This is a genomic window from Pantoea sp. 18059, from assembly GCF_902706165.1.
Lineage (GTDB): Bacteria > Pseudomonadota > Gammaproteobacteria > Enterobacterales > Enterobacteriaceae > Pantoea > Pantoea agglomerans.
Window position 1 is genome coordinate 494,756 of record NZ_CACSJS010000003.1, and the last position, 24,998, is coordinate 519,753.

Genomic DNA, 24,998 nt, shown 5'->3' on the forward strand with positions numbered 1-24,998 from the left:
ATTAAGGTTAACATAAGCATTACAGGAGCATATTTAAATGCACGTGCATTTCATCATCCATGAAAGTTTTGAGGCTCCCGGCGCTTATGAGTCCTGGGCCATAGGCAAAGGTAATCACGTCACCTATTCACGAGTTTATGAAGGTGAGGCTCTACCGTCCAGCGTGGATGACATCGATTTTTTGATTGTTATGGGCGGTCCACAGGACCCGGCAACCACCCCTGAAGAGTGCCCGCATTTTGATGCAAAGGCTGAGCAGGCGGTCATCGCATCCGCTGTGCGCGCAGGTAAAGCCGTTATTGGCATCTGCCTGGGTTCCCAGCTCATTGGTGAGGCGCTCGGTGCTTCTTTTGCACACAGCCCGGAAAAAGAGATCGGCAAGTTTCCTGTCTCTCTGACGCAGGCAGGGCAACAGCATGAGCTGTTTTCACATTTCGGACACACGCTTGAGGTCGGTCACTGGCATAACGATATGCCTGGGCTGACGCCTGATGCCACGGTCATCGCCCACAGTGAAGGGTGCCCGCGTCAGATCGTCGCCTACAGCGATCTGGTGTTCGGTTTCCAGTGCCACATGGAGCTGACACCGGAAGTAGTCGAACTGCTTATTGCCCACTCCGAAAAGGATCTGGGCCGGGCGGGTGAATACCGCTTTGTCCATACGCCTGCACAACTGCGTGCACATGATTACCGGGAGATGAACCAGGCTCTGTTCACATTCCTGGACAAACTGGCCGGGCGTTACAACCAGAGCCATCAATGATCGTCTTTTGCGCAGATTATCCTGCTCAAAAGAGGCAATTCTGAAACTAACAGTGCAGGTAACACTATGACTGAATCGCCAGCCGCCCTTCTGACGATAGCCGGCGCTATCCTGGTAGGCGCCATGAGTCCCGGGCCAAGCTTCATCATGATAGTACGTACTGCCGTAGTCTCATCTCGCCTCAGTGCGCTGTCCGCCGCCGCAGGCATGGGCGTGGGATGCATGATTTTCTCAGTCATTGCGCTGGCCGGGCTGCACTCTCTGCTGGAGCTGGTTCCCTGGCTGTATGCCGCGCTTAAAACCGCCGGTGGGGTTTACCTTCTCTGGCTTGGCTGTGGCATGCTTTTCAGAACGGGCAACAGCCTGGATCTGAGCCTGGGAGGCGAAAACGCACACCGTCCGGGCCGCGCGTTTCTTACCGGTATGGCGACTCAGCTCAGTAATCCGAATACAGCAATTGTATTTGGCAGTATTTTTGCTGCGCTGCTCAGTCAGCATATCTCGCCCTATCTTTATCTTTTGTTGCCCGGTATGGCGTTCTTCATTGATGCAGTCTGGTATGGCCTGGTGGCATGGCTGTTATCGGCTGAAAAGCCACGTCTCACCTATATGAAATACAAATCCCGGCTGGATAAAGTGAGTGGGCTGGTGATGGGGTATCTGGGGATCCGGCTCCTTCTGAGATGATCTCTGTCAGTGTTGACCTCTCCCTCTGTTCTTAAGTTAACTGTGAGCAAAATTACTTTGAAAGCCCTTTTACGCAATGTCAGTTTTATCGCTGGTTTCATGCTGGCATGTTACCTCCCCGCTGCAGTTGCTGCTGGCACGGTGGCGTGTTCATCTTCACAAAAACTGTCTGAATGCATTAAGCAGGTCGCCGGTGGCGGCACGGTACTGCTCGGTAAAGGTACCTGGTTTCAGGCCAGCAGCCTGTTGCTGAGCAGCAATGTGGCACTTCAAGGCACGGGGCCGGGTACGGTTATCACCTGGAGTCCTGCGGTGAGGAGCACCATTAATGCGCCGCTGCTCTATACCACTGCCGCCAGCCACGTCACGATAAAGGATGTGAAACTGGTCGGCACTATTGACCAACGGGCTGACAGTCAGGATCTGAGGAATAATCAGATTGGTCTCTTTTTTAACTGCAGCGGAGACCCGACCGCCGATGAAAAAACCGGCTGTAATGATATTACTCTTCAGAACGTTGAGGTGGAGAACAGCAGCGATGGGATCCATATCAAAGGCGCCAGTCATGTCATGGCGACGGATCTGAAGTTGCATAACAATGGCAACACTGACAAGGACTATTTTCACAACATCTACCTTCGCCGCGTCGCAGATGTTCGTCTAATCCAGACCGGAAAAAACAGCGGAGGTTATTATGCCAGCCCACGCGGGCACGGCATTCGGGGTTCGCACCTGATCAACGTTTATATGAGCGGTCTGGAGGTGCATGACAATGCCGATTACGGTATCCATATGGACACCGTCTTTAATGTCAGACTGCATAACATGCACGTTTATCACAATTGCCTCAGCGGTAAGCCTGCCTGCCAGCAGATACAATGCTTTGGCCCTCAGTGTGATGTTCATCTCAATGCGCCGGCTGAACCAGCGTCCATAATCTCCCAATAATTTTTGTCCGCTTTTGGCACAAAGCGAGCATTGATGGCAGTAGGAAGTATGAGAGTGCCATTGTCATACTGGACACAATCATAATTCTGTCCTGACTATGCAGATTGAAATCATTGGAAGAATCATGAATATCCAACTCACAAGCGTCACCCCGGACAGCCCAGGATTTACTGAGTTAAGATCGCAGAGCATGGCTGAAGGGTTTAACATGTTACGCCGACTGGAAGACAACTGGCTTAGCGGACATAACCGCTTTGACAGACCCGGAGAAAAACTAATTGGGGCTTCTGTAGATGGATTAATCATTGGCGTGTGTGGACTCAACATCGACCCGTTTACACTAAAAACTGGCATCGGACGTCTGCGACATCTCTATGTAGACTCAGGATGGAGAAAAAGGCAGGTTGGCAGCGCTCTGCTCAGTGAGATACTTAAGGATTCTGGCCACTGGTTTGATTTTATCAACACAAACGCTCCTCAATCGGCATTCACTTTCTATGAACGAGCTGGCTTTGTTGCTTTGACGGGCATAGAAAAAGTCACGCACCATCTCTGTCTCAGAGACCCAGTGCGTTGATATAGTCACGTCATGGATAGACCGCATTTTCTGTCCACTGAACCACTTTTCAGGAACGCCTGCCGGGATACAGCACTGACATAACCAAACCACTTTCAGGCAAATCAGAGCAATTACAGGTAAATCCGCGCCGCTCTGGACACACTGCGTTTCTGACCAGGCATGCAGAACGGCGGCTTAAACTTCTTCAGGAAATCAAAGGAACTGACTGGCAGCTTTGAGCGAAGAGCGGACATCAGGTTAGCCGGTATTATGGGTGTCGCTTGTAATTTTCCCGGACAGACGTCTGTAGTTTTTAATGGTCGCACTGGAAAGGCTTGCAGCCGTATCCACGATAACAAAGCTGAAAGTGTTTTCTGTTATCAGGGGACTAAGATCTGTACAGGCAATAAGGAGAGCCTCCACCTTAAGAATTGCCACTACAGACATTAAATTCATCCACTCTGACTGTACACCAGAGTCATGAAAACCTTTCTTTTTAACCCGTCCAATTAGCGATGTGGTCATCTCACGAAGCAGAGGTGAATCAATAATCTCTTTGCCAGAAGCTTCTATCCGCTCCTGATAAAAACTCGCTTCCAGTGTAGGTTCCGTAGCCAGTACAGCAATCCTGGTTGCTTCTGCAGGCAGTGACTCAAGTGCACTGTCTGCGATATGCAGAAGTGGAATAGCGAAGCTCACCGCCTTCATTTCGGCAAAGTAGCAGTGCGCAAGATTACAGGGAACAGCTATCAGACTCACTTTGGCCCTGACGAGTTCGGCAATACCCTGCTGCAGGGTTGCGATCATCGCATTATCATCAACTTTCTTGCCAGGCCAGAAAGGTGTCGGCAACGAGATAATATGCATTTTAGGAAAATCCATATCATATTTCGCTCCGTACCCGATGTGACACTCTGTCACCAGCATATCAACGAAGGGGGCTGTGGAGCGGGGTCCCATTCCTGCAAGCACACCTATAGAAACAGTCATTGTCAGTGCCTCCTTTTAAGATCTTCTTTCCGCTTAACAAATTATAGCTAAGTTGCCTGCAAAATTACTGACGAACGGAATGAACATGCGGGAGGTCACTCAGAAAGGTGCAGGTGAACTGCCGCAATTGATCAACATATCATGATGCGGAGAGAGCAGGCTTCAGGCACAAAGCGGACCTACGCTCCGGAAGGTCCGCTATGAGCGAGGAGCAGACGTTTCACTTATGGCAACTGAATGTTCTAATACGTTAAACATAACTTCACTGTTGCGGATCATTGCTCATAAGTTTATAAAATCAGAAACCTATATGGAAATGAAGGCACTATGAACATTTCAATCAGAAATTTACTGCCGCTAGAATGGGATCATGCTTACAGTCTGATTTCACAGCTACGGAACATTTCCAAAGAAAAATTTATCGAAAGCGTCAGAATTCAGACGTTGAACGGTTATGAACTTGTTGGCGCATTTGGTAATGAAAAAATGCTTGGCTTGATGGGTTTCCGTCCCGTTCATACTCTGGCCAGAGGATCACATCTCCATATTGATGATTTGATCGTAGATGAGGCTTTAAGAAGCACAGGGATAGGGAAAAAATTGCTGGATTTTGCCACCACTGAATCAGAAAGCAGGGATATGAACTTCGTGTTCCTTGATGCCCGACAGCAGGCGATACCGTTTTATGAACGGAATGGCTTTGTGGCTCACACATCACCTTCAATGAAAAAGCCTCTCCGATAAAACCAGATGGCCTGTTCATAGGTGGGGGTGCGGACATTATAACTTTGCTTAAACACCCTTTAGCAACATAAAAACATGAAGTTAAGGAAGTTTTTTGCACATAAAAACACTCAACGGATCTGTTGCATAAGGTGGGAATGAATTGCATATCTCATAACCGCATCTACGATAAAGTGCTATAGCCGCTTGCTGGTGAATCCCTGTTTCAAGCTGCAATAGGCTCAAATTCTTTTCTGAAGCAATCGTCTCGATTGCGCTGACTATCTGTTCTCCGAGCTTCCTACGCCGATATTCCGGTCGAATATAAACCCGCTTAATCTCAGCTGAGCCATTTTCATGAAATAGCAAAGCACCACAACCTGCAGGTAAGCCACCTTCATCACGTACGATAATGCACCGGAGCTGCTCATCAGTAACTGTTGAAAGATCCAGGCAGTGATTACTTTCTGCAGGATATAGTGCGTTCTGAAAGGCATCGAGTTCGCTTACCAGCCACAGTAGGTCAGAATCACTTTTATCTACTTCTGAAATGCTGAACATTCGCTATCCTGGATTCAGTTTTAACTACTGAATCTAACATAATGTTCCATCTATGACGGCCTTCAGTATTTTACATAGGAGTGCATGTGAAACATCCGCTTCTGGCACAAAGCGGACTAACGGCAGGCCAGGGTCCACTATGAGCGAGAAGCATAAGTCGCTGCTGCGTAAGCCGGAATAGAGCTTTGGTGGTGCGGCGGGCGAGAAGAACAGTCCGCATTCAAAAAGCTTTCTCGATGGCGTCAAAAAGTTCTTCGACGATTTGACTCGCTAAGCGGAAACGCTGCGGTAAACATAAAAAGCTCCTGCTGTACAGGGGCTTTTTTTATTGCTGTACGATTCAGCAAAACGTATCTGTTAGGCGTACTTAAACATCTTTCTCAAGTTTCCGCTTTCGTTGTCGATAACCTGATTGCTGGCTGAGTGATGATTTCACTCAGCATTTATTTTTTAATTTCAGGCGATAAGGATATTTATGAACAAGCTTTGTGTTGCGGCGTTGTTGGCTCTGAGTTTAACCGGCTGTGCGCAGCAGACTTTCGTAATGAAACAGAATCAAGTTGGCGCGGCGACGAAAACCACCAGCCAGCCGTTCTTTGTTTCAGGTATCGGTCAGCGTAAGAGCATTGATGCGGCGCAGGTGTGCGGCGGCCAGGAAAAAGTTAACCGGGTTGAAGTGCAGCAGACGTTTGTTAATGGCTTACTGAGCGTGGTGACGTTTGGTATCTACACGCCACGTGAAGCGCGCGTTTATTGCGCCATCTGATAATGCCTCAGGCCGGTTCGCCGGCCTAATCCTGCGCCTGTTATTAAATCGCATTAGTATATTGTAACTATTAAATTCTGCTCTCGCACCGCTGCGCGGCTCGCCTGCTGACGACGATATCCGAAACGAGTTCAGGCAACGTCGTCCAGCCTGGTAAAAGCAGTGGTAAGCTGTTGATGCGTGTCAGTCCGTTTGAGCGAGTAACGGACATTGCTAAAAGCGTTCTGTAAGGATTAACAGGGAGCAGGTCAGTCGCCTTCATCACTTATACGCATAAAAAGATCAAGCCTAAGGCATGCATCTGCGCGGGCATCCAGATGCGGTTTTTCGCACCTCCTCCAGCTAACTCCTCCACATGCCGACTTCAATGATGACGTCGCGTAGCCCCGCACCGGTTAAATCTGACGATAGAGAAAGTAATGTTTTCACTGATGATATGTCCTAAAATCATGATCATTGAGTAAAAACGATGGCTGCAATCAGATTCATAGCATCATAAGCCGTGAAACAGTCAATCTGCATTTCAATTATTTCTACAAAATGAGGTCAAATTGAGGCCTTTAAGACAAGCTGCTACGGAGTGACTGGCATGAGTGAGTTAGTGACAATGGCCTTGAGGATCCCACCTGATGACGAATAAGCAGGGTGTTTTGATTGTTAACCTTGGAACACCAAAAGAACCAACGCCTGTTGCGGTAAAGAAATTTTTATCTAAATTTCTGCATGACTACAGAGTAGTCGACTTACCGAGAATCATTTGGTGCCCCATTTTACATGGCGTGATTATCCCATTACGTGCAAGGCGAGTGGCGAAATTATATTCTTCGATTTGGATGGAGGAAGGCTCCCCTCTCATGGTTTACAGCGTCAGGCAAGCCCGTGCGCTTGAAGAAGTGACAGGTATGCCCGTCGAGCTGGGGATGAGTTATGGCGAGCCCAGTATAGGTAGTGCAATTGACAGGCTACTGGAAAAAGGCGTCGATAAAATTATCGTCATTCCTTTGTATCCCCAGTTTTCATCTTCGACCGTTTCTTCTGTTTGGGATAGCGTGAGCCGTCACCTGCAGATAATGAAGAACCGGTATACACCCTCCATAAATTTCATCAATGACTATGCCGATCACCCTGCCTACATTGAAGCGTTAAGAGCATCCGTTCAGGCATCTTTCGAAGCTAACGGCGTTCCAGATGCATTGTTAATTTCATATCATGGTATACCGGTAAGGTTTGTCAAAGAGGGGGACCGATACCAGGAAAGATGTGAGTTAACGACAAAATTACTCATTGAAGCAATCAATATGCCGTCACTGAAAATATTGATGACGTTCCAGTCAAGATTCGGCAGAGAGCCATGGTTAACGCCTTTTACTGATGAGACAATTAAAAATCTACCGAATGAAGGAATAAAAAGCCTGCATGTAATCAGCCCGGGGTTCGCATCAGACTGTTTAGAAACGCTTGAGGAGCTTGATGAGCAGAACAGGGAGATTTTTATGCATGCGGGTGGTACATCGTTTACTTACATACCGGCGCTTAATGATAAACCGATTCATATCGAGATGCTGCGACAACTTGTGAACCTTAATCGGTTTCAGGGATGATTTTCACACTCTTGAGAGCAGGGTGTTGCAGGTGTCAATATTCATAGTGAAACCAGAAGTGGGCCCTCTCGGACATGTATGTGATACGTGCCGGGGCGGCGTTATAGGGGCCGCCTGGAAACCCGCTACTCCAGCTGCAAGCAACTGTCTTGTACGAGGGTATGAGTCGGAGATTATTCGTGGGCAAGTCAGCTATGAGCGAGGAGCGGACGTTTAGTATTTACGGGTACGCCTGCGCTGGCGCACCCGGTTACACTCAGGGCTTCCAGCGGCGCAGAGAGGTATGGTCTTCATACGGCAGCTTTGAAGGTAAAGAAATCAGTTCAATGACGCTACCCCACGGCGTGCGGCCGTAGCAGAAAAAGTTATTCTCTCCCACCTCAGTTGGAAACATCAGGGGCTGAGGAGAAGTAAACATTTTCCCGCCAGCCTGCTCGAACAAGCTGATAGCCTCGTTGATGTCATCAACGTAAACAGCAAAATGCTGCAGGCCATAATCACTGGGTCGCACGGGCTGACTTTGCTCTGGCCCCTTCATTTCAAAAAGTTCCAGTCCCGGGCCGTGCTTCAGCTTCATCATTCTGACCGTGGTAATTTTCGTTCCCGGGAACAGGTTCAGAATATTTTCCGTTTCTTCGCCTTTTACGTCATCGTCTGAAGGCGAGACGGAGTCATAAATAACTTCTGCACCAAAGGCGTCAGAAAAGAAGCGGGTAGCCTCATCAATATCAGAAACGGTAATGCCGACGTGGTCCATACCGCGAATAACGTTGGTAGACATAGTTTTCTCCCTGTGGTTGTTCAGATGTGAGTAATGTTATTAATCAGCCCTGGCGGGCCGCCATTGTTGCGAGCGCACTAAGCTGAGCCGAAATATGGTCACGGGTGTCCGCATCCGTTATGCGGCCGGATTTCGGGTCAAGCCGGGAAGAGGCCTGTCCAATCATGACCTCTGGCTTGTTAAGCACTCTGCCGTCGAGAAAGACCAGAATCTGGCGCAGGTGATACTGCGCCCTTGCGCCACCTATGGCACCGGGTGACGCAGTGATTATGGCGACGGGCTTACCGGCGACAGGGGTATCCGGAAGACGTGAAAGCCAGTCCAGCGCATTTTTCAGGGCACCCGGCACAGAATAGTTATATTCAGGTGTGACAATAATCAGGCCGTCTGCTGCCGCTATCGCTTGTCCCATTTCCACAACCAATTCAGGAAACCCCTGAGCCTGCAGGTCAGCGTCGTAATGCGGTATTTCTCCGACAGAGCTGAGCGTGCTGACATCCACGCCTGCCGGCGCCAGCAGGCTAAGATTGCGGGCTACGACGGCGTTAAAAGATTCCGCGCGAAGACTGCCCAGCAGTGAGACAAATTTCAAAGGTCTTGTCTGTGACATGACTGCTCCCCGTGTTTTTAAGATGGATACGCCGACAGGTGCCGGCACTTTGTTTTCGAACTGACTTAAGCCTGGTATAGAATTACACATCGATAAACACGCTATGAGTCGCCAGAGAGTCAACTTTATGTCTACCGGTTTTACAGCGGAATCCTTGCGAGGAATCACGACTTTTGTCACAACGGCCAGGTCCAGCAGCTTTACTGAAGCTGCGGAGCAGTTGGGCATTACAAAATCTGCCGTCGGAAAAAGCGTGGCGCGGCTTGAGGAGAGGCTGGGAACGCGGCTGTTTCACCGCTCAACCCGTAAGCTAAGCCTGACCAGTGACGGAGAGGCCTATCTCACCAGTTGCCTCTCTGCGCTGGAAATTCTGGACTCGGCTGAAAATACGCTCAGCCGGCGGCAGGACAATCCTGCCGGAACGGTGCGTATAGACATGCCAGCATCATTCGGACGCAATCTGATGATGCCGGTGCTGCTTGAAGTGATGAATCGTTATCCAGCCCTGCGTCTGGTGTTGACCTTTAACGACCGTCTGATTGATCCGGTTGAGGAGGGCGTTGACCTGGTACTGCGCCTGGGCGAACTGCAGAGTACCGATGAGCTGATTGCGCGTCGTCTGAGCCGACAGCGCCTCATGCTCTGCGCATCTCCCGCTTATGTTGAGCGGCATGGTCAGCCCTTTGATGTCGAAGCGCTAAAAAAACACTGCTGCATTATGGGGTACCGGCGGGGGGCGCCGCTTGCCTGGCGGCTGCGGCCAGCCGGGGAGCGGGAATTAAAGTTTATCTCGGCCTCGGCACACCAGATAAGCGACGGAGACGCCATGCTTCAGGCCTGCCTCGCAGGAGCAGGTATTGCCCAGTTTCCGGAATCGATGGTGAACAGCCATATTGATGAGGGCAGGCTTGTTGCTGTTATGCCCGATCATATGCCCGTACCCGTCGGGCTGAACGTTGTCTGGCCCCGGACAAGGCATCTGATCCCCAAGGTCAGGCTTATTGTCGATGAACTGCTGAGTAAAGCCGAAAAAGGATACTTTGGCACTCTTAAGTAGAATTTTTGTCACCACTCAGGCGATTTCAGGGCTGTTTATCAACTCTAAGCAAGCTTATATCCTGTCTGTCCTGCTGCCATCACCGTGTCATGTGCCGGTTCTCTAAACGAAAGCCGGCACGTGTTATGCGCAGCTCAGACAAAAAAATAGGTTAACTGACAGGATATTTGTTATGCCACTTGCTCTCTGGGCGCTGGCGATTGGTGCATTCGGTATCGGTACGACTGAATTCATCATTGCCGGCCTGCTTCCCGTTATTGCCGCTGATTTCAACGTTACAATTCCCGTGGCCGGAAATCTGGCAACGGCTTATGCGCTGGGTGTTTTTGTCGGCGCGCCGGCCCTGATTATTCTGGGCTCAAAAGTGCCCCGAAAAGCCATGCTGGTTTTCCTGATGCTGCTGTTTGTGGCGGGTAACCTCGTTACGGCCTTTGCGCCCACGCTGGGCATTGCCATTCTGGGCAGGATCATCACGTCGCTGACTCACGGCGCCTTCTTCGGTATTGGTTCGATCATTGCTGCCGATATGGTTGCGCCGTCTAAGCGGGTAAGGGCGATTGCATTCATGTTCATGGGACTGACCGTAGCAAATCTTATTGGTGTTCCCGTCGGTACCTGGATCGGGCAGCATCTTTCCTGGCGAGATGCTTTTATGGTTATTGCCGCAATTGGAGTTGTTACGGTTATCAGCGTCGGTATGCTTATCCCGCATCAGCCCCGTCCGGAGAACCATAATTTCGCACACGAGTTTAATGCCTTCCGCAACGTCAATGTTCTGCTGGCGATGGGCATAACGGTCTTTGGGCCGGGTGCATTTTTTACCTCCATTACCTATATCGCACCCATGATGATCGGGTTGGCTGGATACAGCGAAAGCAGCCTGGCATGGCTGATGCTGCTGTTCGGTCTGGGGCTATTTGTCGGTAATCAGCTGGGCGGCAGATATGCCGATCGCGCGCTGATGCCGATGCTTTACGTCACCCTGGCCGCTCAGGCCGTAGTCCTGCTGGTATTTAACTTTACTGCCCACAGCCAGGTCATGTCAGCGGTCTGTATTTTTCTGATGGCTGCGTTTGGGTTTGCGACCGTGTCCCCCATCCAGAAACTGGTGATGGACAAAGCGCGAGCGGCAGGGGCTCCGACGCTGGCTGCAGCCGTTAACATAGGTCTCTTCAATCTCGGTAATGCCCTGGGTGCATGGCTAGGAGGGGCAGTTATAGCGGCGGGCTTTGGTCTTCAGTCGCCTGACTGGGCAGGCGCGATACTCTCGGTTATAGCGCTGATTCTGGCGGTTATATCCGGACTGACTGACAAAACCGGGCATAGCGCTGCTATGCGTTCTGCTTCTCACAGTGAGTAACGTCCGCTTCTGGCCCTGAACAGACGTCGATGAGTTACAGGCGCTGCCAGATGGAGCGGAAAGAAACAGTTTACTGGTAATCCCGTCATTGACAGTGAGATGGTAAAACACCTCACTTAAAGAGCAGCAAGAATGGCGGATTCCATTTTCTCCGGGGTGGTGGTCGGGGCAAAGCGTTTGATCGGTTTGCCGTCGCGTCCGATCAGGAACTTAGTGAAGTTCCACTTAATACGACCACCCAGCACGCCGGGTAATTCATCTTTCAGGTAACGGAAAATCGGGTGCGTTGAGGTGCCATTGACCTCAACTTTCCCGAACATCGGAAAACTCACACCATAGTTGATGTGGCATGTCTGCGCGATTTCTTCGGCACCGCCGGGTTCCTGCTTTCCGAACTGGTTGCAGGGAAAACCCAGCACCACCAGGCCCTGCGCGGCGTACTTTTTATAGAGCAATTCAAGACCTGTGTACTGTGGCGTGAATCCACAATGGCTGGCGGTATTAACCACCAGAACCACCTTGTCAGCGTAGTCGGCCATCGGGATAAGCTGGTCATTCAGACTGGTGGCAGTGAGTTGATAAAAGGGAGACATGTCGCAATCCTCAGAGCAAAAACCGTATGGCGTTAACATTACCACAGAGTGCATAACGACAGCGGGGTCTGGGAAGCAGATGCTTAGTTAGCAGGTCAGGCATCCTGGCTTCAGACGCTACCACAAGGCTTAATGATTATTTCTCACTTCAGATCTGGTTGTTATTCCTGATGAATTTTAACCACGACTTTACCCTTTGCATGTCCCTGTTCAAGGTAAGCCAGGGCATCTTTTGTGTCTGCAAATGGGAACACCCTGTCGATTACCGGTTTGATATGTCCTGCTTCAATAAGTTTGCCGATTTGGGTGAGTTGATTGCCATCAGAACGAACAAAGAGAAATGAATAATCCAGACCGCGCTTTTTTGAAAGGCGCATAATTTTGCGACTCATCAGGGCAAAAATCAGCCGCAGGAAGATATTCAGCTGCCGGGCTCGTGCGAAATTAACGTCTAATGGACCGACCAGAGAAAGAATCTTTCCGCCAGGTTTAAGAATCTGCATGGATTTTTCAATTGAACCCCCCCGCAGCGTGCCGAGTACAAGATCGTAGCCGCTCAGCACGGTTTCAAATTCCTGCTTTTTATAGTCAACCACTTCTTCTGCGCCCAGCCGACTCACCCACTCTACGTTGGCTGAACTGGTCGTCGTCGCTACCCGGGCGCCAAGATGCTTTGCCAGCTGAATCGCAATAGTGCCAATCCCTCCCGAACCTGCCGGAATAAACACTTTTTGGCCTGGTCGCAGATGTGCTCTCTCTGTAAACGCCTGCCAGGCGGTGAGGCTAACCATCGGCAACGAAGCAGCCTCAATGAAATCCATATTTTCAGGCTTAAAAGCCGCGAGACTTTCAGGAACGCATGCAAAATCGGCGAGTGAACCTGTTCCCGTGTCGAAAATGCTGGCGAAGACTTCATCGCCCGGCTTGAAACGTGTCACCCGACTTCCTGTTGCAATCACCACGCCTGACAAATCACTGCCCAGTGTCGCCGGAAGTTTAAAATGCAGAATCGGTTTGAAAATTCCGCCGGGGATAATGTTATCAATGGGATTCAGACCAACGGCATAGACTTTTACCAGGATTTCATCGGCAGCGGGGGAAGGGTAATCTACATTTTCAAATCCCAGCTCAGGTGACTTCCCGTAGCGTTTAAACGTAAAGGCTCGCATCGTCCTGGTTTTCATTTGGTGTTTATCCTCTGATGTTTAGCACTGACCTACTTTCAGGTGCCTCTGTTGCTGAGCAAAAAAGCGGCTTCGGGGAGCAACGTAATAAATAATGGAATAAGGTTTTGCCGGTTAATATGCTCATGCCGCCATTAAGACATTCATGGTCGATTTACCGCTCAGCAGAACCCGTAAAAGGTTCTGCTGAGCAGGGCTTGGCTAAAGGGTTTTGTATCGCTCTGCGGCCTCTTCCTGTCTGATGTCCGAGAGCAGACCCTGACGGGAGGCATCAAGAACATCCCAGCGCTCAGCTGTATGTAATGGCGGAATCGTCACGTGCTCGCGGCGGTCAAAACCCGCCAGAGCGGCGTCAACCAGTTCGCCCACTTCCATCATTTTTGAGGCGTTACTGATGTCGATACCGGCACGATCCCAGATTTCGGTGTACGTACCTGCAGGGAGCACCGCCTGGATATAAATGCCTTTTGAAGAGAGCTCAACGTTCATTCCCTGAGAGAGGAAAAGAACAAAGGCTTTTGTTGCGCCGTAAACCGTCATTGCAAATTCCGGGGCGAGTCCGACTACGGAACTGATATTGACGATCGAACCTTCTCCGGCTTCTGCGAACCGGCGTGCTGCAGCAGTGGCCAGTCTCGTCAGGGCAGTGACGTTAAGCGCGATAAGGCGTTCGATGGAATCAGGCGTCTGCTCGGTAAACGTGCCGGACTGAGCGATACCTGCGTTATTGATAAGAGTGCCTATCCGCGTGTCTTCCCGGAGGCGTGCTTCAACAGCAGCTAAATCACTCGCCAGCATGAGGTCGGCAGGCAGCACATCGACGGAAATATGATTTTCCTGTCGCAGCCGTTCAGCAAGCGCCTCTAATTTCAATTTGTCGCGAGCAACCAGAACAAGGTCATGTCCACGACGTGCAAAGCGCTCAGCGTAAACAGCACCAATACCCGTTGATGCGCCTGTAATGAGGACTGAAGTACGAGTCATAATTTTATCTTCTTCATTTGTTTGATAAAAATCGCTGTTAGCGATGTAGGGTTAACCGTGATACCTGAAGAGTGATTAACTGTTACCGCTAAGCGATGGATAGTCGGTGTAGCCCTCCGCACCTCCGCCATGCAGTGTTTCAGGATTAAGCGGGGCCAGAGGTGCTCCCGACTTAAGTCTTTCGACAAAATCGGGGTTAGAAATGAAGGGGCGACCGAATGCGAACAAATCGGCTTTGTCCTGTGCAAGATGGTCAGACGCCAGCGCCAGGTCATAGCCATTGTTACCGATGTAGGTGTTTTTAAAGCGGCGACGCAGTGAAGCGTAATCGAACGGTGAGACATCACGGGGACCTCCCGTCGCGCCTTCAACAACATGCAGATAAACGATACCTGAAGCATCAAGTTGCTCTGCCAGGTAGTCATATTGTGGCTGCGGATCGCTGCATGAAATCGCATTAGCAGGTGAGACCGGTGAGATGCGAACGCCCGTCCGCGCTGCGCCGATCTCATCTTTCACGGCCTCCACGACCTCTAATAGCAGACGCGCACGATTCTCAACTGAACCGCCATATTCATCGGTGCGCTGATTGGCACCATCTTTCAGGAACTGCTCAAGCAGATAGCCATTTGCACCGTGTATCTCAACGCCATCAAAGCCTGCGGTAATGGCATTGGCTGATGCCTTTCTGAAATCGGCAACAATGCCTTTTATTTCCTTCAGCTCAAGTGCTCTGGGTTCTGAAACATCAACAAAATGGTTGTTCACGAAGGTTTTGGTTTCAGCACGGATAGCTGACGGCGCGCCTGGTGCGGCACCTTCTGGCTGTAAATCGACATGTGAAATTCGACCTGTGTGCCACAACTGCACAAGTATACGTCCGCCTTTGTCATGTACCGCATCTGTGACTTTACGCCAGCCCTCAATCTGGGCCTGCGTGTAGATCCCCGGCGTATCCTCATAGCCCTGCGCCTCTGCTGAAATCTGCGTAGCTTCGGTAATCAGTAACCCTGCTGTGGCACGCTGAGCGTAGTAAGTCGCTGCCAGTTCACCTGGCACCAGGCCTGCGCCTGCCCGGTTACGCGTCAGCGGGGCCATCACGATGCGATTCGCAAGCGTGACAGATCCCAGTTCATAGGGCTGAAATAAGGATTGATTCGTCATGGTTATTCCTTTGCGGATTAGCGGGTCAGTAAACTGATTTAATGATGATGATCGTAATCATTAAAGTCAACTGGTTTGATTATGATCATCATCAATGTATACTTAAGCTCAGTTTCAGGAGGAAAAGATGAAAGTGTCAAAAGAGCAGGTTCGCGAAAACAGGAACCGAATCGTTGAAACGGCGTCAGAACTTTTCCGTGAGCGGGGTTACGATGGGGTAGGCGTCGCTGAACTGATGTCAGCCGCAGGGTTAACGCATGGCGGGTTCTATAAGCACTTTGGGTCGAAAGCCGATTTGTTAGCCGAAGCGATGAGCTGCGGCTTCGCGCAATCGGCGGAAAAAACTCAGGGTGTGAGTCGGGAAAAGTTCGTTAAATATTACCTTTCCCGGCAGCATCGCGATGATATGGCAAAGGGGTGTGTCATGTCGGCTTTGGGCACCGATGCAGCGCGCCAGTCTGAATCCATCCGCGAGACCTTTGCGGCCGGAATTGAACGACAGCTTGCCGTTTTAGAAACGGAACAGGTCACGCGTGCGGATCTGATCAATACGCTCGCGCATCTTGTGGGTGCACTGATGCTTTCGCGTGCCTGCCCGGATAATTCCGGGCTTGCTGATGAAATTCTGGAGGTCTGCCGTACGCGTCTGATCAGCCCGGATGCCTGTAAAGATTGAATCGATGCTCTTCCCGTTCAACCTTACTAAAATCGTTGCGGCCTGGACTGAACGCACCAGCCCGCTGGCGTTTTATTATGAACGGCGGGAATGCGTAATCCGGACTTCCCGTTCCGGATACCATTCCCATCAACGCGCTATCAATCAGTCGGCCATCCACCTGGGACAGTGACCCATCACTCAGCCGTTGTCGCGGAATCCAGGATAAAGGCTCATTCCACCATCGATAAAAAGCGTGGTGCCATGAACGTAATCAGAGAGATCACTGGCAAGCCAGACGACGGCGTTCGCCACATCTTCAGCCGCACCGATACGTCCATAAGGAATGAGCTTTAACAGCGCTTTGCCCGCTTCACCCTGGGTGCTTTCCTCGTTGATGGCGGTAGCGATAGCGCCGGGTGCCACTGCATTGACACGAATACGTTCTTCACCCACTTCCTGAGCCAGCGTTTTCATCAGCAAGTCAACGCCGCCTTTTGATGCGGCATAGTTGACGTGTCCGGCCCAGGGAATGAGCTGGTGAACCGAGCTCATATGAATAATCTTACCGACAGCTTTGCTGATATCTTGGCGATGCTCCTGGCGCTTGAACTGACGCAACGCAGCACGCGCGCAGAGGAACTGGCCAGTCAGGTTCACGTCCAGAACGGTATTCCAGTCCTCTAGCGTCATCTCAATGGACGGGGCATCTTTCTGCAGTCCTGAGTTCGCCACCAGGATATCCAGCCTGCCAAATTCCCTGATTGTCTGGTCAAAAAGATTCTCTACATCCGCCTCTTTAGACACGTCACCTTTGACAGCAATTGCACGGCCTCCATCGGCGCGGATTTTCTCAGCCAGCTCCCCGGCCGGTTCCGCCTGGCTATGGTAGTTAATCACTACACAGGCACCTTCTTTAGCGAGTGCTTCTGCGCAGGCATAGCCGAGACCCGAGCTGGCACCGGTAACCAGCGCAACCTGATTTTTGAGAGAAAAGATCATAAGGCATCCTTATTTCTGTAAATGATGAGCGTCTTAAACCCGGCCGGCATCATCAGGGGAGTGAATATCGATGTATCGCTGACACTACGATGTCCAGCCACCCCCAAACTGATTAATCGGCTAGCCGGATCGGGCGCATGGGCCTGAGTCACTGAATTATAGATGTGAAGTACAGGGTTAGCCGCTAATGCGGTCTGGGTGGATAGTCAGGAAACGTTGAAGCAGGAACATAAGCAGTAAAAAATGGGATATCTGAAAGGCAAAAAAGCAGCTATCAGAAGATAGCTGCTTTTGGCGCTCAGGCTTTTCTGGCTGGAATCACTTTTACTATTTATTGCTTATTGCCTGATAAACAGGCCAGAGCTTGATCATTTTCTATCAAGACCACGAGACCGGCCCCCTTTTCCTGAGGCAGAGGAGGTGGTAATGAACGCTAAAGAGCCTTTACCACCATTCCAGCCGCGGCCAGCATCATGATGGTACCGGCTGAACGGAAAAGGAGTCGTTGCGCTTTAGCACTGGTCAGGAGGTGGCGTATCCTGAGGGCTGCAAAAATAAAAACGGCTCCCACACTTAAAAGGACTAACACGGTAAGCGGAACCAGCAGTCCTCCCCACATCTGAAAAGATACATTATCGAGAGAGATAACCAGAGGCAGTATAGCCAGATAGAAAGCGATGGTTTTAGGGTTTCCCAGCGTTATGGTCAGTCCTGAAAACCAGGCTGATGCCAGTTCTCGTTTTGTCGCTTTTTGATCGATATTTATTGCCTGAGGCTGGTGGCACCAGAACTGCCATGCCAGCAGGCATAAAAAGAGTGAGGCAGCCCAGTTAATCAGCGTAAAGAGAGAGGTAAAGGTATGAGCGATCACCGCCAGACCAAATACCGCCACAGATAAATAAATCAAATCTCCGAGAATGAGACCGGCCAGCATCGTAAAGCCTGTTATTGCGCCCCCACTCACGCTGCGAGCGACTAATGCAGTCATCCCCGGACCCGGAATTGCAGCAGCTAAACCGAGTGCAGCAATATAAGATAGTATTTCAGTAGTTCCTGACATAGTTATTCCTGTTGAAATGCACTTCGGTAAAAGGGAACAGAGTTAGTTGTTCAAAAATGCCTGGTTCTGAGCGATGGTTGTCATATAAAAATCTTAATTAAGGGTTAAAGATATGCATCCTTTTTATCAGTTGGTTTAACGTTGAAAGTGGAGGTTAGATTATTCCAAAGCGGATATTGCTGCATTAATTTAACTACGCAGATGACAAGTTTAATTTTCATGTGCGCGCAGTGCTCTATCCGATCCTCTCTTCAAGAGATGATCAGCTCCCTGTATTCTTTAAATTAAATTGAATCATATGCATTAAGTCAGGGTTCAGTTTTCCCTTATATTGTTTGTAATAACAACCTGGAAAAGTAAATATATTATGCAGCAGGAAAGCGGAAAATTGTTACCTGTATTATTTACTTAATGCCTGTTTTTAGGTAAAAGTAACCTTAAACTGCTTCCACAAAGAAAGGAATTTCCCCTTATGGCGCTTAGCTCGACAGATATGAAAATTCTCGAAATTTTACAGGACGATGCCCGGGTAACTAACCAGGTACTGGCGGAGAAGATAAATATTTCAGCATCTCCCTGCTGGCGCAAAGTTCGTAAGCTCGAGGAAGATAAAGTGATTCAGGGCTATCGTGCTGTTATTGACCGCAAGAAAATTGGGCTGGGAGTAATGGTTTTCATTCGGGTCGTCATTGACAGCCATAGCGAAGCGGAGGCCAGAAAATTTGAAGAGGAAGTGACTGCCCTGGAGGATGTGGTTGCCTGTTATAGCATCGGTGGGGATGCTGACTTTCTGCTACAGGTTGTGGCTTCAGATCTGGACTCCTATGCTGATTTTGCAATGTCAGTGGTACGCAGATTGCCAGGAATTAAAGAAATGCAGAGTATGTTTGTGCTTAAAGAGATCAAACCACTCGTTAGTTATCCTATTAAGAAAATCTCTGAGTAGTTTATCGCTGCCGTGATGCCCAGTGACTGATTATCAATTCCGCATAGAGCGGATTTAATGATCAGGAATGCTACCTGCGTTATTCAGAGCACAAAACTGATATCCGGCATGATCTTACACAAGTTAATAGTGGCATAGCGTTAGCGAGCGTGCTGACTCTCCTCATTTTTCTGCTTTAACAACACGAGTATTTGTGATGACTTGATTGTTGATAACGACCAATAGTGCCTTTCAAACCGGAGCAGCCAGCAGCTTAAACTTTAATTCATAGCTTATCTTCAGGCTCTGTCAGCTTAAAAGAGACGCTTATTTACATGAAATTATGCCATCAATCTTCCTCCAGCCATAAAGTCCATGCTTTACCGTGACGATAACCGTTGTACCGGGATTTGCCGGCGTAGTTTAAGCTTTAATGTCAGGGCGGGGTTTTCACGATGCCGCGCCCTGACATTCTTTCTCGCGACTGGATGATTTCAGTCGCCGAGCCTATTTAAGGCGTCTCATCAGAAAATCGGGCGCTAATCGCATCACGTTCGTAGCCCTGCGGTTGTGTCAGAATATGGTATAAATCAGGACGGCGACCATGGATCCAGCGACGTCCGGTACTCATTGCAAGCAGACTCAAATCAAGGTCAGCGCTCACCATAAAATCTTCCGCTGCCCAGGTTTCATTAATGATTCTTCCATAAGGATCCAGGATCATTGCATTACCTGTGCGCACCTCATCATCATCTGCACCTACGCCGTTACTGAAGAGAATAAATAATCCGTTGTCATGCGCACGAGCGGGAAGCCATCTCATCAGCCATTCCCGACCATTTGCCCCTTTGAATGCAGCAGTAATTTCCTCCCTTCGCGTTTCCCGCTCCGCCCAGAGCGTCATCGGAATGGGTTTCATCGCATAAGGACTGCGGGAATCGGTACCGCCTGTCTGATGTGGCGCGAGAAGAATATCTGCACCCAGCAATGCCGTTGCACGCACATTTTCTACCAGATTATTGTCCCAGCAAATGAGGATACCTACTTTTACTCCCCAGGGCGTTTCAAAAACGGTAAAGCGGTAACCGCTGCTGATTGACGCATGTTCAAAAGCGTGGAGTTTGCGATGAGTGTGCATTGAGCCGTCGGGCATACAGGCAACATACGCATTATAGAGGCGGCCATCATCGGCTCTTTCGATAAGCCCGGCGCCAATCAGCATTTGATGTTTCATCGCCAGGGAACGAATCAATGTAAGGGAAGGACTCCCCTCGATCGGCTCGGCGAGAGCAGCTACCTCAGCCGAGTTGAGTTTGGGTACATGCCAGTAGCCAGTAATACACATTTCCGGGAAAGTGAGGATGTTTACCTGCTCAATCGCTGCCTGTTCAATAAATTTCTCCATTATCAGCAGATTATAATTTTTGTTATTTGCCTGATGCTGAAATTGCACGGTGGCAGCTTTTAAGGATGGATGGTTGCTCATAGTACTTCTCCGGTAGTAATCGAAACTGAATTACATAACCATTGCTGATAACTGTATAATCAAAAAATTTCCGGTTTCGATAACCTTTTGGAATGTAAAAATGAACATCCGCTTGCTTAAGGCCTTTTTGATGCTGGCTGAAAAAAGAAATTATGCCGACGCGGCACGGGCGTTGTTTATTTCGCAACCTGCATTGACCAAGCAGATTAATCTCCTTGAGTCCCTGGTGGAAACGTCACTTTTTACGCGGGGGCGTCATGGAGCCACACTCACGGGCGGTGGCAGGCGTCTGCTGCCAGAGGCTGAAAAAGTGGTCAGGCAATCCCGATTATTTATGCATCATGCAGAGCGGGTTTCAAAAGGGATTGAAGGGCATTTAGCCGTGGGGTTCGGTCTCTCAAGTTTTTATCTTGCACCACGCTGTATGGCAGAATTTCGTCTGGAGTGTCCGGGGATAGAGATGTCATTGACAGATCTTCCTTCCTTCCAGCAGTACGAACTTTTGCAAAATGATGAGCTCCAGATCGGTTTTGTCAGAGTTCCGCCTCCCGTAGCGCTGGATTACCTGCCATTGTTTACCGATCGATTGGTTTTGATTGCGCCTGCAAGTTCACCGTCATTGCCTGCTGCTGACTGGCTGAAGAAACGCCCTCTATTGCGACTTCATGCCAAGCGAGGACGGGGTTTAAATGCGCAAATTGACCGCTTTCTTCATGACAACGCGCTTTTTATATCATCCACTCAATTGAGTGATGATATACAAACTATTGTCGCGCTGGTCATCGCGGGCACGGGTGTTGCCCTTGTGCCATACAGTGTTATGCATATTGCACCGCCGGAGCTGGTTATTATTCCGTTAACAGGTGAGTCAATAAGCTGGAAAGTTGGCATTGCCTGGAACGCGAACCACGAGGATATAATCCGTGATAATTTTATTGCCGGTATAAAAAAGGGTATCGCGCTTCATGACGTCTGACCTTCCAGAAGCAGGCACTCCTTTTGCCATATTGGAAAGGGCAGGATTACTGACATAATTCTTAGCACCCTCTTCAGAACAGGGTCATGATACGAAAGCGACCCTGGCGACGAATAATTTCCTGTAGCGGATAGGGCTTCTCAATACAAACCGTCATTCAAAACGTTCTGCACAGCAGGAATAGCACCCCCGTTTCGCATTATGTATCTGGATATAACTAATCTGCGGGTCGGCAAAAAAATGGCCGATGAGATCTTCAGCAACTTTCCCCTCAGCTATATCCGCTTCTTTTAAAAAATGCTTTCCGTCATAGGCCCTTAATGACAGCGTTCTGCTTAGCAGAACTTCAGGTAATTCATTGATGTAAATGCCTTGCCGGGTGCATCCCTCCCATATGTAGATTGCATGAGTACCAAAGTAGGGCGTGTCGGCAGGCTGATAGATGTGATTAATCAGGAGGGCGCTTTCTCCAGCGGGGATATCGCACAATGAGATTCTGTCGGGATAACCCGGATAGCACTCTACGGTTTGTCGTACTGCATGGTGTTTTTTCAGATATTCATCGCTCTGTCCAAAAAGATGAGCAAATTGCCCGGCGTTCAGGCCAGAAATTTTATATTTCATAGCATCCCTCTCTTTTCATCGTAACAGTGCGGATAATGACGTTATCGAATACTGTGAGGAGAAACTCGCCGTTTTCGGTCAGGGAATTTTATGATGTGGCCGTCCGACAGTGGCAGGCGAGTGCTTCATCAGCTGCAAACTCTCAGACGCTGGCTGATACCTTCACACAAGTGCTAAGGCCTCACTTCCCGACAGCGGCGCTCAAATTACTCTGTTCCCTCTCACTCTTTCCCGTTCTCCTGTCGTCACTTCATTAAAAAGATCGCTGAACTCCACCCGTTAACGACATACTCATCACATAAACTAAGGTTGATGAATACTTTTTTGTGACAAATAACACAACCTCATTACATCTTCCGGCGGGAAAGAATTTTTATCGTGATAATGGTTTTACTCAGTACATTACAGTTTTACAGAGTAAAACAAAGCGCTTTGCGGATTGCACCTAAAGCGATGACAAAATTGTGAGGATCATCATGTCTGAAAAACAGCACATCCCGACTTTCTCTGCCGATATTGAGCAGCAGACCGTTAAGAAGGTGGTCTGGCGCATTTTGCCCTTCCTGATTGTTTGTTATCTGATTGCCATTATTGATCGCGGCAACATTGGGATGGCTTCGTTACAGATGAACGAAGATTTAGGATTGTCGAAAGCGGTATTTGGTTTTGCGAGTAGTCTGTTTTTTGTCGGTTACTTCCTGTTTGAAGTGCCCAGCAATCTGGCCATGCAGAAAATTGGCGCAAAGATTTGGATCTCTCGCATCATGGTGTCGTGGGGTATCATCTCTGTCTGTACCGCCTTTGTTGAAAGTGCCAATACACTCTATATATTGCGCTTTTTACTGGGTGCCGCTGAGGCTGGATTTTTCCCTGGCGTCATTCTTTATCTGACTTACTGGATTCCCGGAAAGTACCGTGCACGCGTGATTGCTACCTTTATGGTGGCCATTCCTGCGGCAAACTTTATTGGATCGCCCATTTCTGGTCTGATTTTGTCACTGGATGGCTGGTACGGTATGCGTGGCTGGCACTGGTTATTTATCCTGGAAGGTATTCCGGCGGTCATTCTGGGAATTGCAGCCTTCTTTTTACTGAGCAATCGTCCCACTAATGCCAGCTGGTTAAATCAGGAACAAAAAGCGTGGCTGAACAGCACACTCGAAGCCGAAAATGCGAAGAAGAAGGCGATAGGTCATATCTCTTTGTGGCAGTTGCTGAGTCACAAACATATCTGGGTGATGGCGCTGATTTATGCAGGCGCGTCTGCGGCTGGCTCAACGCTGAGCGTCTGGTCTCCGCAACTGCTTAAATCGTTTGGACTGGATAACTTCACCACCGGTTTAGTCAATGCGATTCCTTACGGTCTGGCCTCCATTCTGATGATTATCTGGGGGAGAAGTTCTGACCGCAGCGGCGAGCGTCGCTGGCACACCGCGTTAACGCTGTTCTTAATTGCAGGTGGCCTGCTGTCAGCCTTTATCACCAATAGTCTGACTGGCAGTGTGGTGATTCTGTCGCTGGTATTAATCGGAGCCTACTCAATGAAAGGACCTTTCTGGGCGCTGGCATCGGGATGGATGTCATCGACTACCGCTGCAGCGGGTCTGGCGGCTATCGGTGCGATGGCGAATCTGATCGGCGGTGGGGTGATGGTCAACGTTTATGGCATTATCAATCAGGCGACCGGCAGCCATACGCTGGCTATGGTGCCACTCGCTATCCTCTGTGGCATCGGGGGCATTGCCGTGCTGGTCATGGGCCGCAAAAAAGAGTTAACCATCGACGTTGAAAATAGCGCTTCGTCAGTCAGTAAATAAAGTAATCCCGCCTGCAGACGCTTAGCAGCGCCTCTGCAGGCGGGTTCTTCCGGCTTTATCTCTGCCATATAAACATTCCACATCCTGTCATTACCTGAATCAGTCTGCTGGTTGTTGATGTCTGTTATGTGTCAGATGCGGAAATAACTTACCTTTGGGGATTTACTGACAATACCCAGTTAAAGAGCGTTCAGAACTGTTAAGCATGAGATCAATAAAGGCGCGTACAGCAGGATTTGAACGCCTGCTCGCATGCCATACCGCAGAAATATTATGCCGCTCTACTGAAAAATCAGTGAGAAGGGGCACTAACTCCCCGCGCTTAACCCAGGAAGCAGCCATAAAACTCGACACCATGCCTATTCCGGCACCGGCCGCCACAGCCGCGATAACGGCCTCGCTTGCATCGACGATGACAGCAGATGATGGCACAATTTCAATCTCCCGCTCGCCAATCCGGAACGGCCAGCGAAAAATCTGCCCCGTATTTTGATATCGCAAATTAACCGTTTTATGCCCGATAAGATCATTGGGGTGTTCGGGTTCCGGGCATCGGGTCAAATAATCTGGCGAAGCATAACAACCTATCTGATAGGGCGACAGGCGACGCGACAGAAGATTTGAATCTGCGAGGTCGCCGATCCGAATGGCTATATCAATACTCTCGTCAACAATGCTTATTATGCGATCACTCAGCTTTAAGTCGATTGTCACTTTAGGATGAAGTGCACAGAATTGCGGAAGGAGAGGCGCGATCACATGAACACCAATCGGAAACGATGCCGCAATGCGTAATGTTCCCGCTGGCTCCTCTCGCGATCGCATGGCGACCTGCTCAAGCTCCTCCGCATCGCGTAATAACTGCAGCGTGCGCTCGTGCAGTTCACGACCCTCAGCAGTCAGCACCAGCGAACGGGTGGTTCGGGTGAACAATGTGATGCCAAGACGCTGCTCCAGTCTCTGGATACTTTTACTTATCGCGGAAGGGGATACTGCCAGCGAGCGAGCGGCAGCGGTAAAGCTGCCGAGCGATCCCGCACGAGCGAATGCAATCAGACCTGTTAGTCTTTCAAAGATTATTTGTTCCTTCATGGCAATATTAAAGCGAAATACAGCCCCATT

At 49.6% G+C, this 24,998-nt stretch carries 26 protein-coding genes and 1 pseudogene; 14 read left to right on the forward strand and 13 right to left on the reverse strand.

Annotated elements, in window-relative coordinates; genetic code table 11:
• Positions 1–37 precede the first annotated feature (37 nt).
• From GVJ63_RS11805 to GVJ63_RS11820, 4 genes are all read left to right on the forward strand, one after another.
• Positions 38–763: a type 1 glutamine amidotransferase gene (locus GVJ63_RS11805; protein WP_010259124.1), complete on the forward strand. Its 726-nt coding sequence runs from the start codon at positions 38–40 to the stop codon at positions 761–763.
• A 66-nt stretch (positions 764–829) separates the two neighbouring features.
• On the forward strand, positions 830–1,450 hold the full coding sequence (locus tag GVJ63_RS11810) for a LysE family translocator (protein ID WP_159226908.1): 621 nt from the start codon (positions 830–832) through the stop codon (positions 1,448–1,450).
• 42 nt (positions 1,451–1,492) lie between these two features.
• On the forward strand, positions 1,493–2,398 hold the full coding sequence (locus GVJ63_RS11815; protein ID WP_156323603.1) for a right-handed parallel beta-helix repeat-containing protein: 906 nt from the start codon (positions 1,493–1,495) through the stop codon (positions 2,396–2,398).
• A gap of 124 nt (positions 2,399–2,522) precedes the next feature.
• Positions 2,523–2,975 carry a GNAT family N-acetyltransferase gene (locus tag GVJ63_RS11820; protein ID WP_122890079.1) on the forward strand — a complete coding sequence of 151 codons (453 nt, stop codon included), beginning with the start codon at positions 2,523–2,525 and terminating at the stop codon, positions 2,973–2,975.
• A 240-nt stretch (positions 2,976–3,215) separates the two neighbouring features.
• On the opposite strand, the gene GVJ63_RS11825 is transcribed toward GVJ63_RS11820, so the two are convergent.
• A complete protein-coding gene (locus GVJ63_RS11825; RefSeq protein WP_033780081.1) occupies positions 3,216–3,947 on the reverse strand; it encodes an aspartate/glutamate racemase family protein in 732 nt (243 codons plus the stop codon).
• Between the two features lie 327 nt (positions 3,948–4,274).
• On the opposite strand from GVJ63_RS11825, the gene GVJ63_RS11830 reads away from it, so the two are divergent.
• On the forward strand, positions 4,275–4,691 hold the full coding sequence (locus tag GVJ63_RS11830; protein WP_159226909.1) for a GNAT family N-acetyltransferase: 417 nt from the start codon (positions 4,275–4,277) through the stop codon (positions 4,689–4,691).
• A gap of 81 nt (positions 4,692–4,772) precedes the next feature.
• On the opposite strand, the gene GVJ63_RS11835 is transcribed toward GVJ63_RS11830, so the two are convergent.
• Complete coding sequence (locus GVJ63_RS11835; protein ID WP_071998026.1) at positions 4,773–5,231, reverse strand: GNAT family N-acetyltransferase; 459 nt, start codon at positions 5,229–5,231, stop codon at positions 4,773–4,775.
• Between the two features lie 139 nt (positions 5,232–5,370).
• Between GVJ63_RS11835 and GVJ63_RS11840 the strand changes: the two are divergent.
• From GVJ63_RS11840 to hemH, 3 genes and pseudogenes are all read left to right on the forward strand, one after another.
• Positions 5,371–5,505, forward strand: a pseudogene (locus GVJ63_RS11840) (molecular chaperone DnaJ); the annotation flags it as partial.
• A 201-nt stretch (positions 5,506–5,706) separates the two neighbouring features.
• The gene (locus GVJ63_RS11845; RefSeq protein ID WP_010259114.1) at positions 5,707–5,997 is read left to right on the forward strand and encodes a Bor family protein; all 291 of its coding nucleotides are present in this window, start codon (positions 5,707–5,709) and stop codon (positions 5,995–5,997) included.
• A gap of 629 nt (positions 5,998–6,626) precedes the next feature.
• Complete coding sequence (gene hemH / locus GVJ63_RS11850; protein WP_159226910.1) at positions 6,627–7,598, forward strand: ferrochelatase; 972 nt, start codon at positions 6,627–6,629, stop codon at positions 7,596–7,598.
• 256 nt (positions 7,599–7,854) lie between these two features.
• Here hemH and GVJ63_RS11855 read toward each other — a convergent pair whose 3' ends face one another.
• Positions 7,855–8,379: a VOC family protein gene (locus GVJ63_RS11855; RefSeq protein WP_010670676.1), complete on the reverse strand. Its 525-nt coding sequence runs from the start codon at positions 8,377–8,379 to the stop codon at positions 7,855–7,857.
• A gap of 43 nt (positions 8,380–8,422) precedes the next feature.
• Positions 8,423–8,989 (reverse strand): NADPH-dependent FMN reductase, encoded by a 567-nt coding sequence (locus GVJ63_RS11860; protein ID WP_158132225.1) that lies wholly within the window; start codon positions 8,987–8,989, stop codon positions 8,423–8,425.
• Between the two features lie 127 nt (positions 8,990–9,116).
• On the opposite strand from GVJ63_RS11860, the gene GVJ63_RS11865 reads away from it, so the two are divergent.
• Positions 9,117–10,046: a LysR family transcriptional regulator gene (locus GVJ63_RS11865; protein ID WP_033773749.1), complete on the forward strand. Its 930-nt coding sequence runs from the start codon at positions 9,117–9,119 to the stop codon at positions 10,044–10,046.
• 172 nt (positions 10,047–10,218) lie between these two features.
• On the forward strand, positions 10,219–11,406 hold the full coding sequence (locus GVJ63_RS11870) for an MFS transporter (protein ID WP_022624669.1): 1,188 nt from the start codon (positions 10,219–10,221) through the stop codon (positions 11,404–11,406).
• 116 nt (positions 11,407–11,522) lie between these two features.
• Here the strand turns inward: GVJ63_RS11870 and GVJ63_RS11875 are convergent, their stop codons facing one another.
• The 4 genes from GVJ63_RS11875 to GVJ63_RS11890 all read right to left on the reverse strand — a co-directional run bounded on the left by GVJ63_RS11875 (position 11,523) and on the right by GVJ63_RS11890 (position 15,331).
• A complete protein-coding gene (locus tag GVJ63_RS11875) occupies positions 11,523–11,999 on the reverse strand; it encodes a glutathione peroxidase (RefSeq protein WP_050679441.1) in 477 nt (158 codons plus the stop codon).
• A 161-nt stretch (positions 12,000–12,160) separates the two neighbouring features.
• Entirely contained in the window at positions 12,161–13,183 is a 1,023-nt protein-coding gene (locus tag GVJ63_RS11880) for an NADP-dependent oxidoreductase (RefSeq protein ID WP_200843121.1), read from the reverse strand.
• Positions 13,184–13,384: 201 nt separating this feature from the next.
• Positions 13,385–14,167, reverse strand: a complete 783-nt coding sequence (locus GVJ63_RS11885; RefSeq protein ID WP_159226911.1) for an SDR family oxidoreductase — start codon at positions 14,165–14,167, stop codon at positions 13,385–13,387.
• Between the two features lie 75 nt (positions 14,168–14,242).
• Positions 14,243–15,331 (reverse strand): alkene reductase, encoded by a 1,089-nt coding sequence (locus GVJ63_RS11890; RefSeq protein ID WP_159226912.1) that lies wholly within the window; start codon positions 15,329–15,331, stop codon positions 14,243–14,245.
• A gap of 127 nt (positions 15,332–15,458) precedes the next feature.
• Between GVJ63_RS11890 and GVJ63_RS11895 the strand changes: the two genes are divergently transcribed.
• Positions 15,459–16,007: a TetR/AcrR family transcriptional regulator gene (locus GVJ63_RS11895; protein WP_159226913.1), complete on the forward strand. Its 549-nt coding sequence runs from the start codon at positions 15,459–15,461 to the stop codon at positions 16,005–16,007.
• A 180-nt stretch (positions 16,008–16,187) separates the two neighbouring features.
• Here GVJ63_RS11895 and GVJ63_RS11900 read toward each other — a convergent pair whose 3' ends face one another.
• Both GVJ63_RS11900 and GVJ63_RS11905 read right to left on the reverse strand, forming a co-directional pair.
• Entirely contained in the window at positions 16,188–16,988 is an 801-nt protein-coding gene (locus GVJ63_RS11900) for an SDR family oxidoreductase (protein ID WP_010259100.1), read from the reverse strand.
• 433 nt (positions 16,989–17,421) lie between these two features.
• Positions 17,422–18,048, reverse strand: a complete 627-nt coding sequence (locus GVJ63_RS11905) for a LysE family translocator (RefSeq protein WP_159226914.1) — start codon at positions 18,046–18,048, stop codon at positions 17,422–17,424.
• A 472-nt stretch (positions 18,049–18,520) separates the two neighbouring features.
• On the opposite strand from GVJ63_RS11905, the gene GVJ63_RS11910 reads away from it, so the two are divergent.
• Positions 18,521–18,994 carry an Lrp/AsnC family transcriptional regulator gene (locus tag GVJ63_RS11910; protein ID WP_122890074.1) on the forward strand — a complete coding sequence of 158 codons (474 nt, stop codon included), beginning with the start codon at positions 18,521–18,523 and terminating at the stop codon, positions 18,992–18,994.
• Between the two features lie 490 nt (positions 18,995–19,484).
• Here GVJ63_RS11910 and GVJ63_RS11915 read toward each other — a convergent pair whose 3' ends face one another.
• Positions 19,485–20,459: a nitrilase family protein gene (locus tag GVJ63_RS11915; RefSeq protein ID WP_159226915.1), complete on the reverse strand. Its 975-nt coding sequence runs from the start codon at positions 20,457–20,459 to the stop codon at positions 19,485–19,487.
• A 100-nt stretch (positions 20,460–20,559) separates the two neighbouring features.
• Here GVJ63_RS11915 and GVJ63_RS11920 point away from each other — a divergent pair, with 100 nt between their 5' ends.
• On the forward strand, positions 20,560–21,435 hold the full coding sequence (locus GVJ63_RS11920; RefSeq protein ID WP_159226916.1) for a LysR family transcriptional regulator: 876 nt from the start codon (positions 20,560–20,562) through the stop codon (positions 21,433–21,435).
• A gap of 153 nt (positions 21,436–21,588) precedes the next feature.
• Here GVJ63_RS11920 and GVJ63_RS11925 read toward each other — a convergent pair whose 3' ends face one another.
• On the reverse strand, positions 21,589–22,059 hold the full coding sequence (locus GVJ63_RS11925) for a DUF1203 domain-containing protein (protein ID WP_159226917.1): 471 nt from the start codon (positions 22,057–22,059) through the stop codon (positions 21,589–21,591).
• 476 nt (positions 22,060–22,535) lie between these two features.
• Here GVJ63_RS11925 and GVJ63_RS11930 point away from each other — a divergent pair, with 476 nt between their 5' ends.
• Positions 22,536–23,876 (forward strand): MFS transporter, encoded by a 1,341-nt coding sequence (locus tag GVJ63_RS11930; protein WP_158132234.1) that lies wholly within the window; start codon positions 22,536–22,538, stop codon positions 23,874–23,876.
• A 162-nt stretch (positions 23,877–24,038) separates the two neighbouring features.
• Here GVJ63_RS11930 and GVJ63_RS11935 read toward each other — a convergent pair whose 3' ends face one another.
• A complete protein-coding gene (locus GVJ63_RS11935) occupies positions 24,039–24,968 on the reverse strand; it encodes a LysR family transcriptional regulator (RefSeq protein WP_124890743.1) in 930 nt (309 codons plus the stop codon).
• Between the last annotated feature and the right edge of the window lie 30 nt (positions 24,969–24,998).

What these genes read in the sequence shown, in the direction of transcription:
- GVJ63_RS11805 (WP_010259124.1), top strand. Translation starts at nt 38, where the DNA reads ATGCACGTGCATTTCATCATCCATGAAAGTTTTGAGGCTCCCGGCGCT.
- GVJ63_RS11810 (WP_159226908.1), top strand. Translation starts at nt 830, where the DNA reads ATGACTGAATCGCCAGCCGCCCTTCTGACGATAGCCGGCGCTATCCTG.
- GVJ63_RS11820 (WP_122890079.1), top strand. Translation starts at nt 2,523, where the DNA reads ATGAATATCCAACTCACAAGCGTCACCCCGGACAGCCCAGGATTTACT.
- GVJ63_RS11825 (WP_033780081.1), bottom strand. Translation starts at nt 3,947, where the DNA reads ATGACTGTTTCTATAGGTGTGCTTGCAGGAATGGGACCCCGCTCCACA.
- GVJ63_RS11830 (WP_159226909.1), top strand. Translation starts at nt 4,275, where the DNA reads ATGAACATTTCAATCAGAAATTTACTGCCGCTAGAATGGGATCATGCT.
- GVJ63_RS11835 (WP_071998026.1), bottom strand. Translation starts at nt 5,231, where the DNA reads ATGTTCAGCATTTCAGAAGTAGATAAAAGTGATTCTGACCTACTGTGG.
- GVJ63_RS11845 (WP_010259114.1), top strand. Translation starts at nt 5,707, where the DNA reads ATGAACAAGCTTTGTGTTGCGGCGTTGTTGGCTCTGAGTTTAACCGGC.
- hemH (WP_159226910.1), top strand. Translation starts at nt 6,627, where the DNA reads ATGACGAATAAGCAGGGTGTTTTGATTGTTAACCTTGGAACACCAAAA.
- GVJ63_RS11855 (WP_010670676.1), bottom strand. Translation starts at nt 8,379, where the DNA reads ATGTCTACCAACGTTATTCGCGGTATGGACCACGTCGGCATTACCGTT.
- GVJ63_RS11860 (WP_158132225.1), bottom strand. Translation starts at nt 8,989, where the DNA reads ATGTCACAGACAAGACCTTTGAAATTTGTCTCACTGCTGGGCAGTCTT.
- GVJ63_RS11865 (WP_033773749.1), top strand. Translation starts at nt 9,117, where the DNA reads ATGTCTACCGGTTTTACAGCGGAATCCTTGCGAGGAATCACGACTTTT.
- GVJ63_RS11870 (WP_022624669.1), top strand. Translation starts at nt 10,219, where the DNA reads ATGCCACTTGCTCTCTGGGCGCTGGCGATTGGTGCATTCGGTATCGGT.
- GVJ63_RS11875 (WP_050679441.1), bottom strand. Translation starts at nt 11,999, where the DNA reads ATGTCTCCCTTTTATCAACTCACTGCCACCAGTCTGAATGACCAGCTT.
- GVJ63_RS11880 (WP_200843121.1), bottom strand. Translation starts at nt 13,183, where the DNA reads ATGAAAACCAGGACGATGCGAGCCTTTACGTTTAAACGCTACGGGAAG.
- GVJ63_RS11885 (WP_159226911.1), bottom strand. Translation starts at nt 14,167, where the DNA reads ATGACTCGTACTTCAGTCCTCATTACAGGCGCATCAACGGGTATTGGT.
- GVJ63_RS11890 (WP_159226912.1), bottom strand. Translation starts at nt 15,331, where the DNA reads ATGACGAATCAATCCTTATTTCAGCCCTATGAACTGGGATCTGTCACG.
- GVJ63_RS11895 (WP_159226913.1), top strand. Translation starts at nt 15,459, where the DNA reads ATGAAAGTGTCAAAAGAGCAGGTTCGCGAAAACAGGAACCGAATCGTT.
- GVJ63_RS11900 (WP_010259100.1), bottom strand. Translation starts at nt 16,988, where the DNA reads ATGATCTTTTCTCTCAAAAATCAGGTTGCGCTGGTTACCGGTGCCAGC.
- GVJ63_RS11905 (WP_159226914.1), bottom strand. Translation starts at nt 18,048, where the DNA reads ATGTCAGGAACTACTGAAATACTATCTTATATTGCTGCACTCGGTTTA.
- GVJ63_RS11910 (WP_122890074.1), top strand. Translation starts at nt 18,521, where the DNA reads ATGGCGCTTAGCTCGACAGATATGAAAATTCTCGAAATTTTACAGGAC.
- GVJ63_RS11915 (WP_159226915.1), bottom strand. Translation starts at nt 20,459, where the DNA reads ATGAGCAACCATCCATCCTTAAAAGCTGCCACCGTGCAATTTCAGCAT.
- GVJ63_RS11920 (WP_159226916.1), top strand. Translation starts at nt 20,560, where the DNA reads ATGAACATCCGCTTGCTTAAGGCCTTTTTGATGCTGGCTGAAAAAAGA.
- GVJ63_RS11925 (WP_159226917.1), bottom strand. Translation starts at nt 22,059, where the DNA reads ATGAAATATAAAATTTCTGGCCTGAACGCCGGGCAATTTGCTCATCTT.
- GVJ63_RS11930 (WP_158132234.1), top strand. Translation starts at nt 22,536, where the DNA reads ATGTCTGAAAAACAGCACATCCCGACTTTCTCTGCCGATATTGAGCAG.
- GVJ63_RS11935 (WP_124890743.1), bottom strand. Translation starts at nt 24,968, where the DNA reads ATGAAGGAACAAATAATCTTTGAAAGACTAACAGGTCTGATTGCATTC.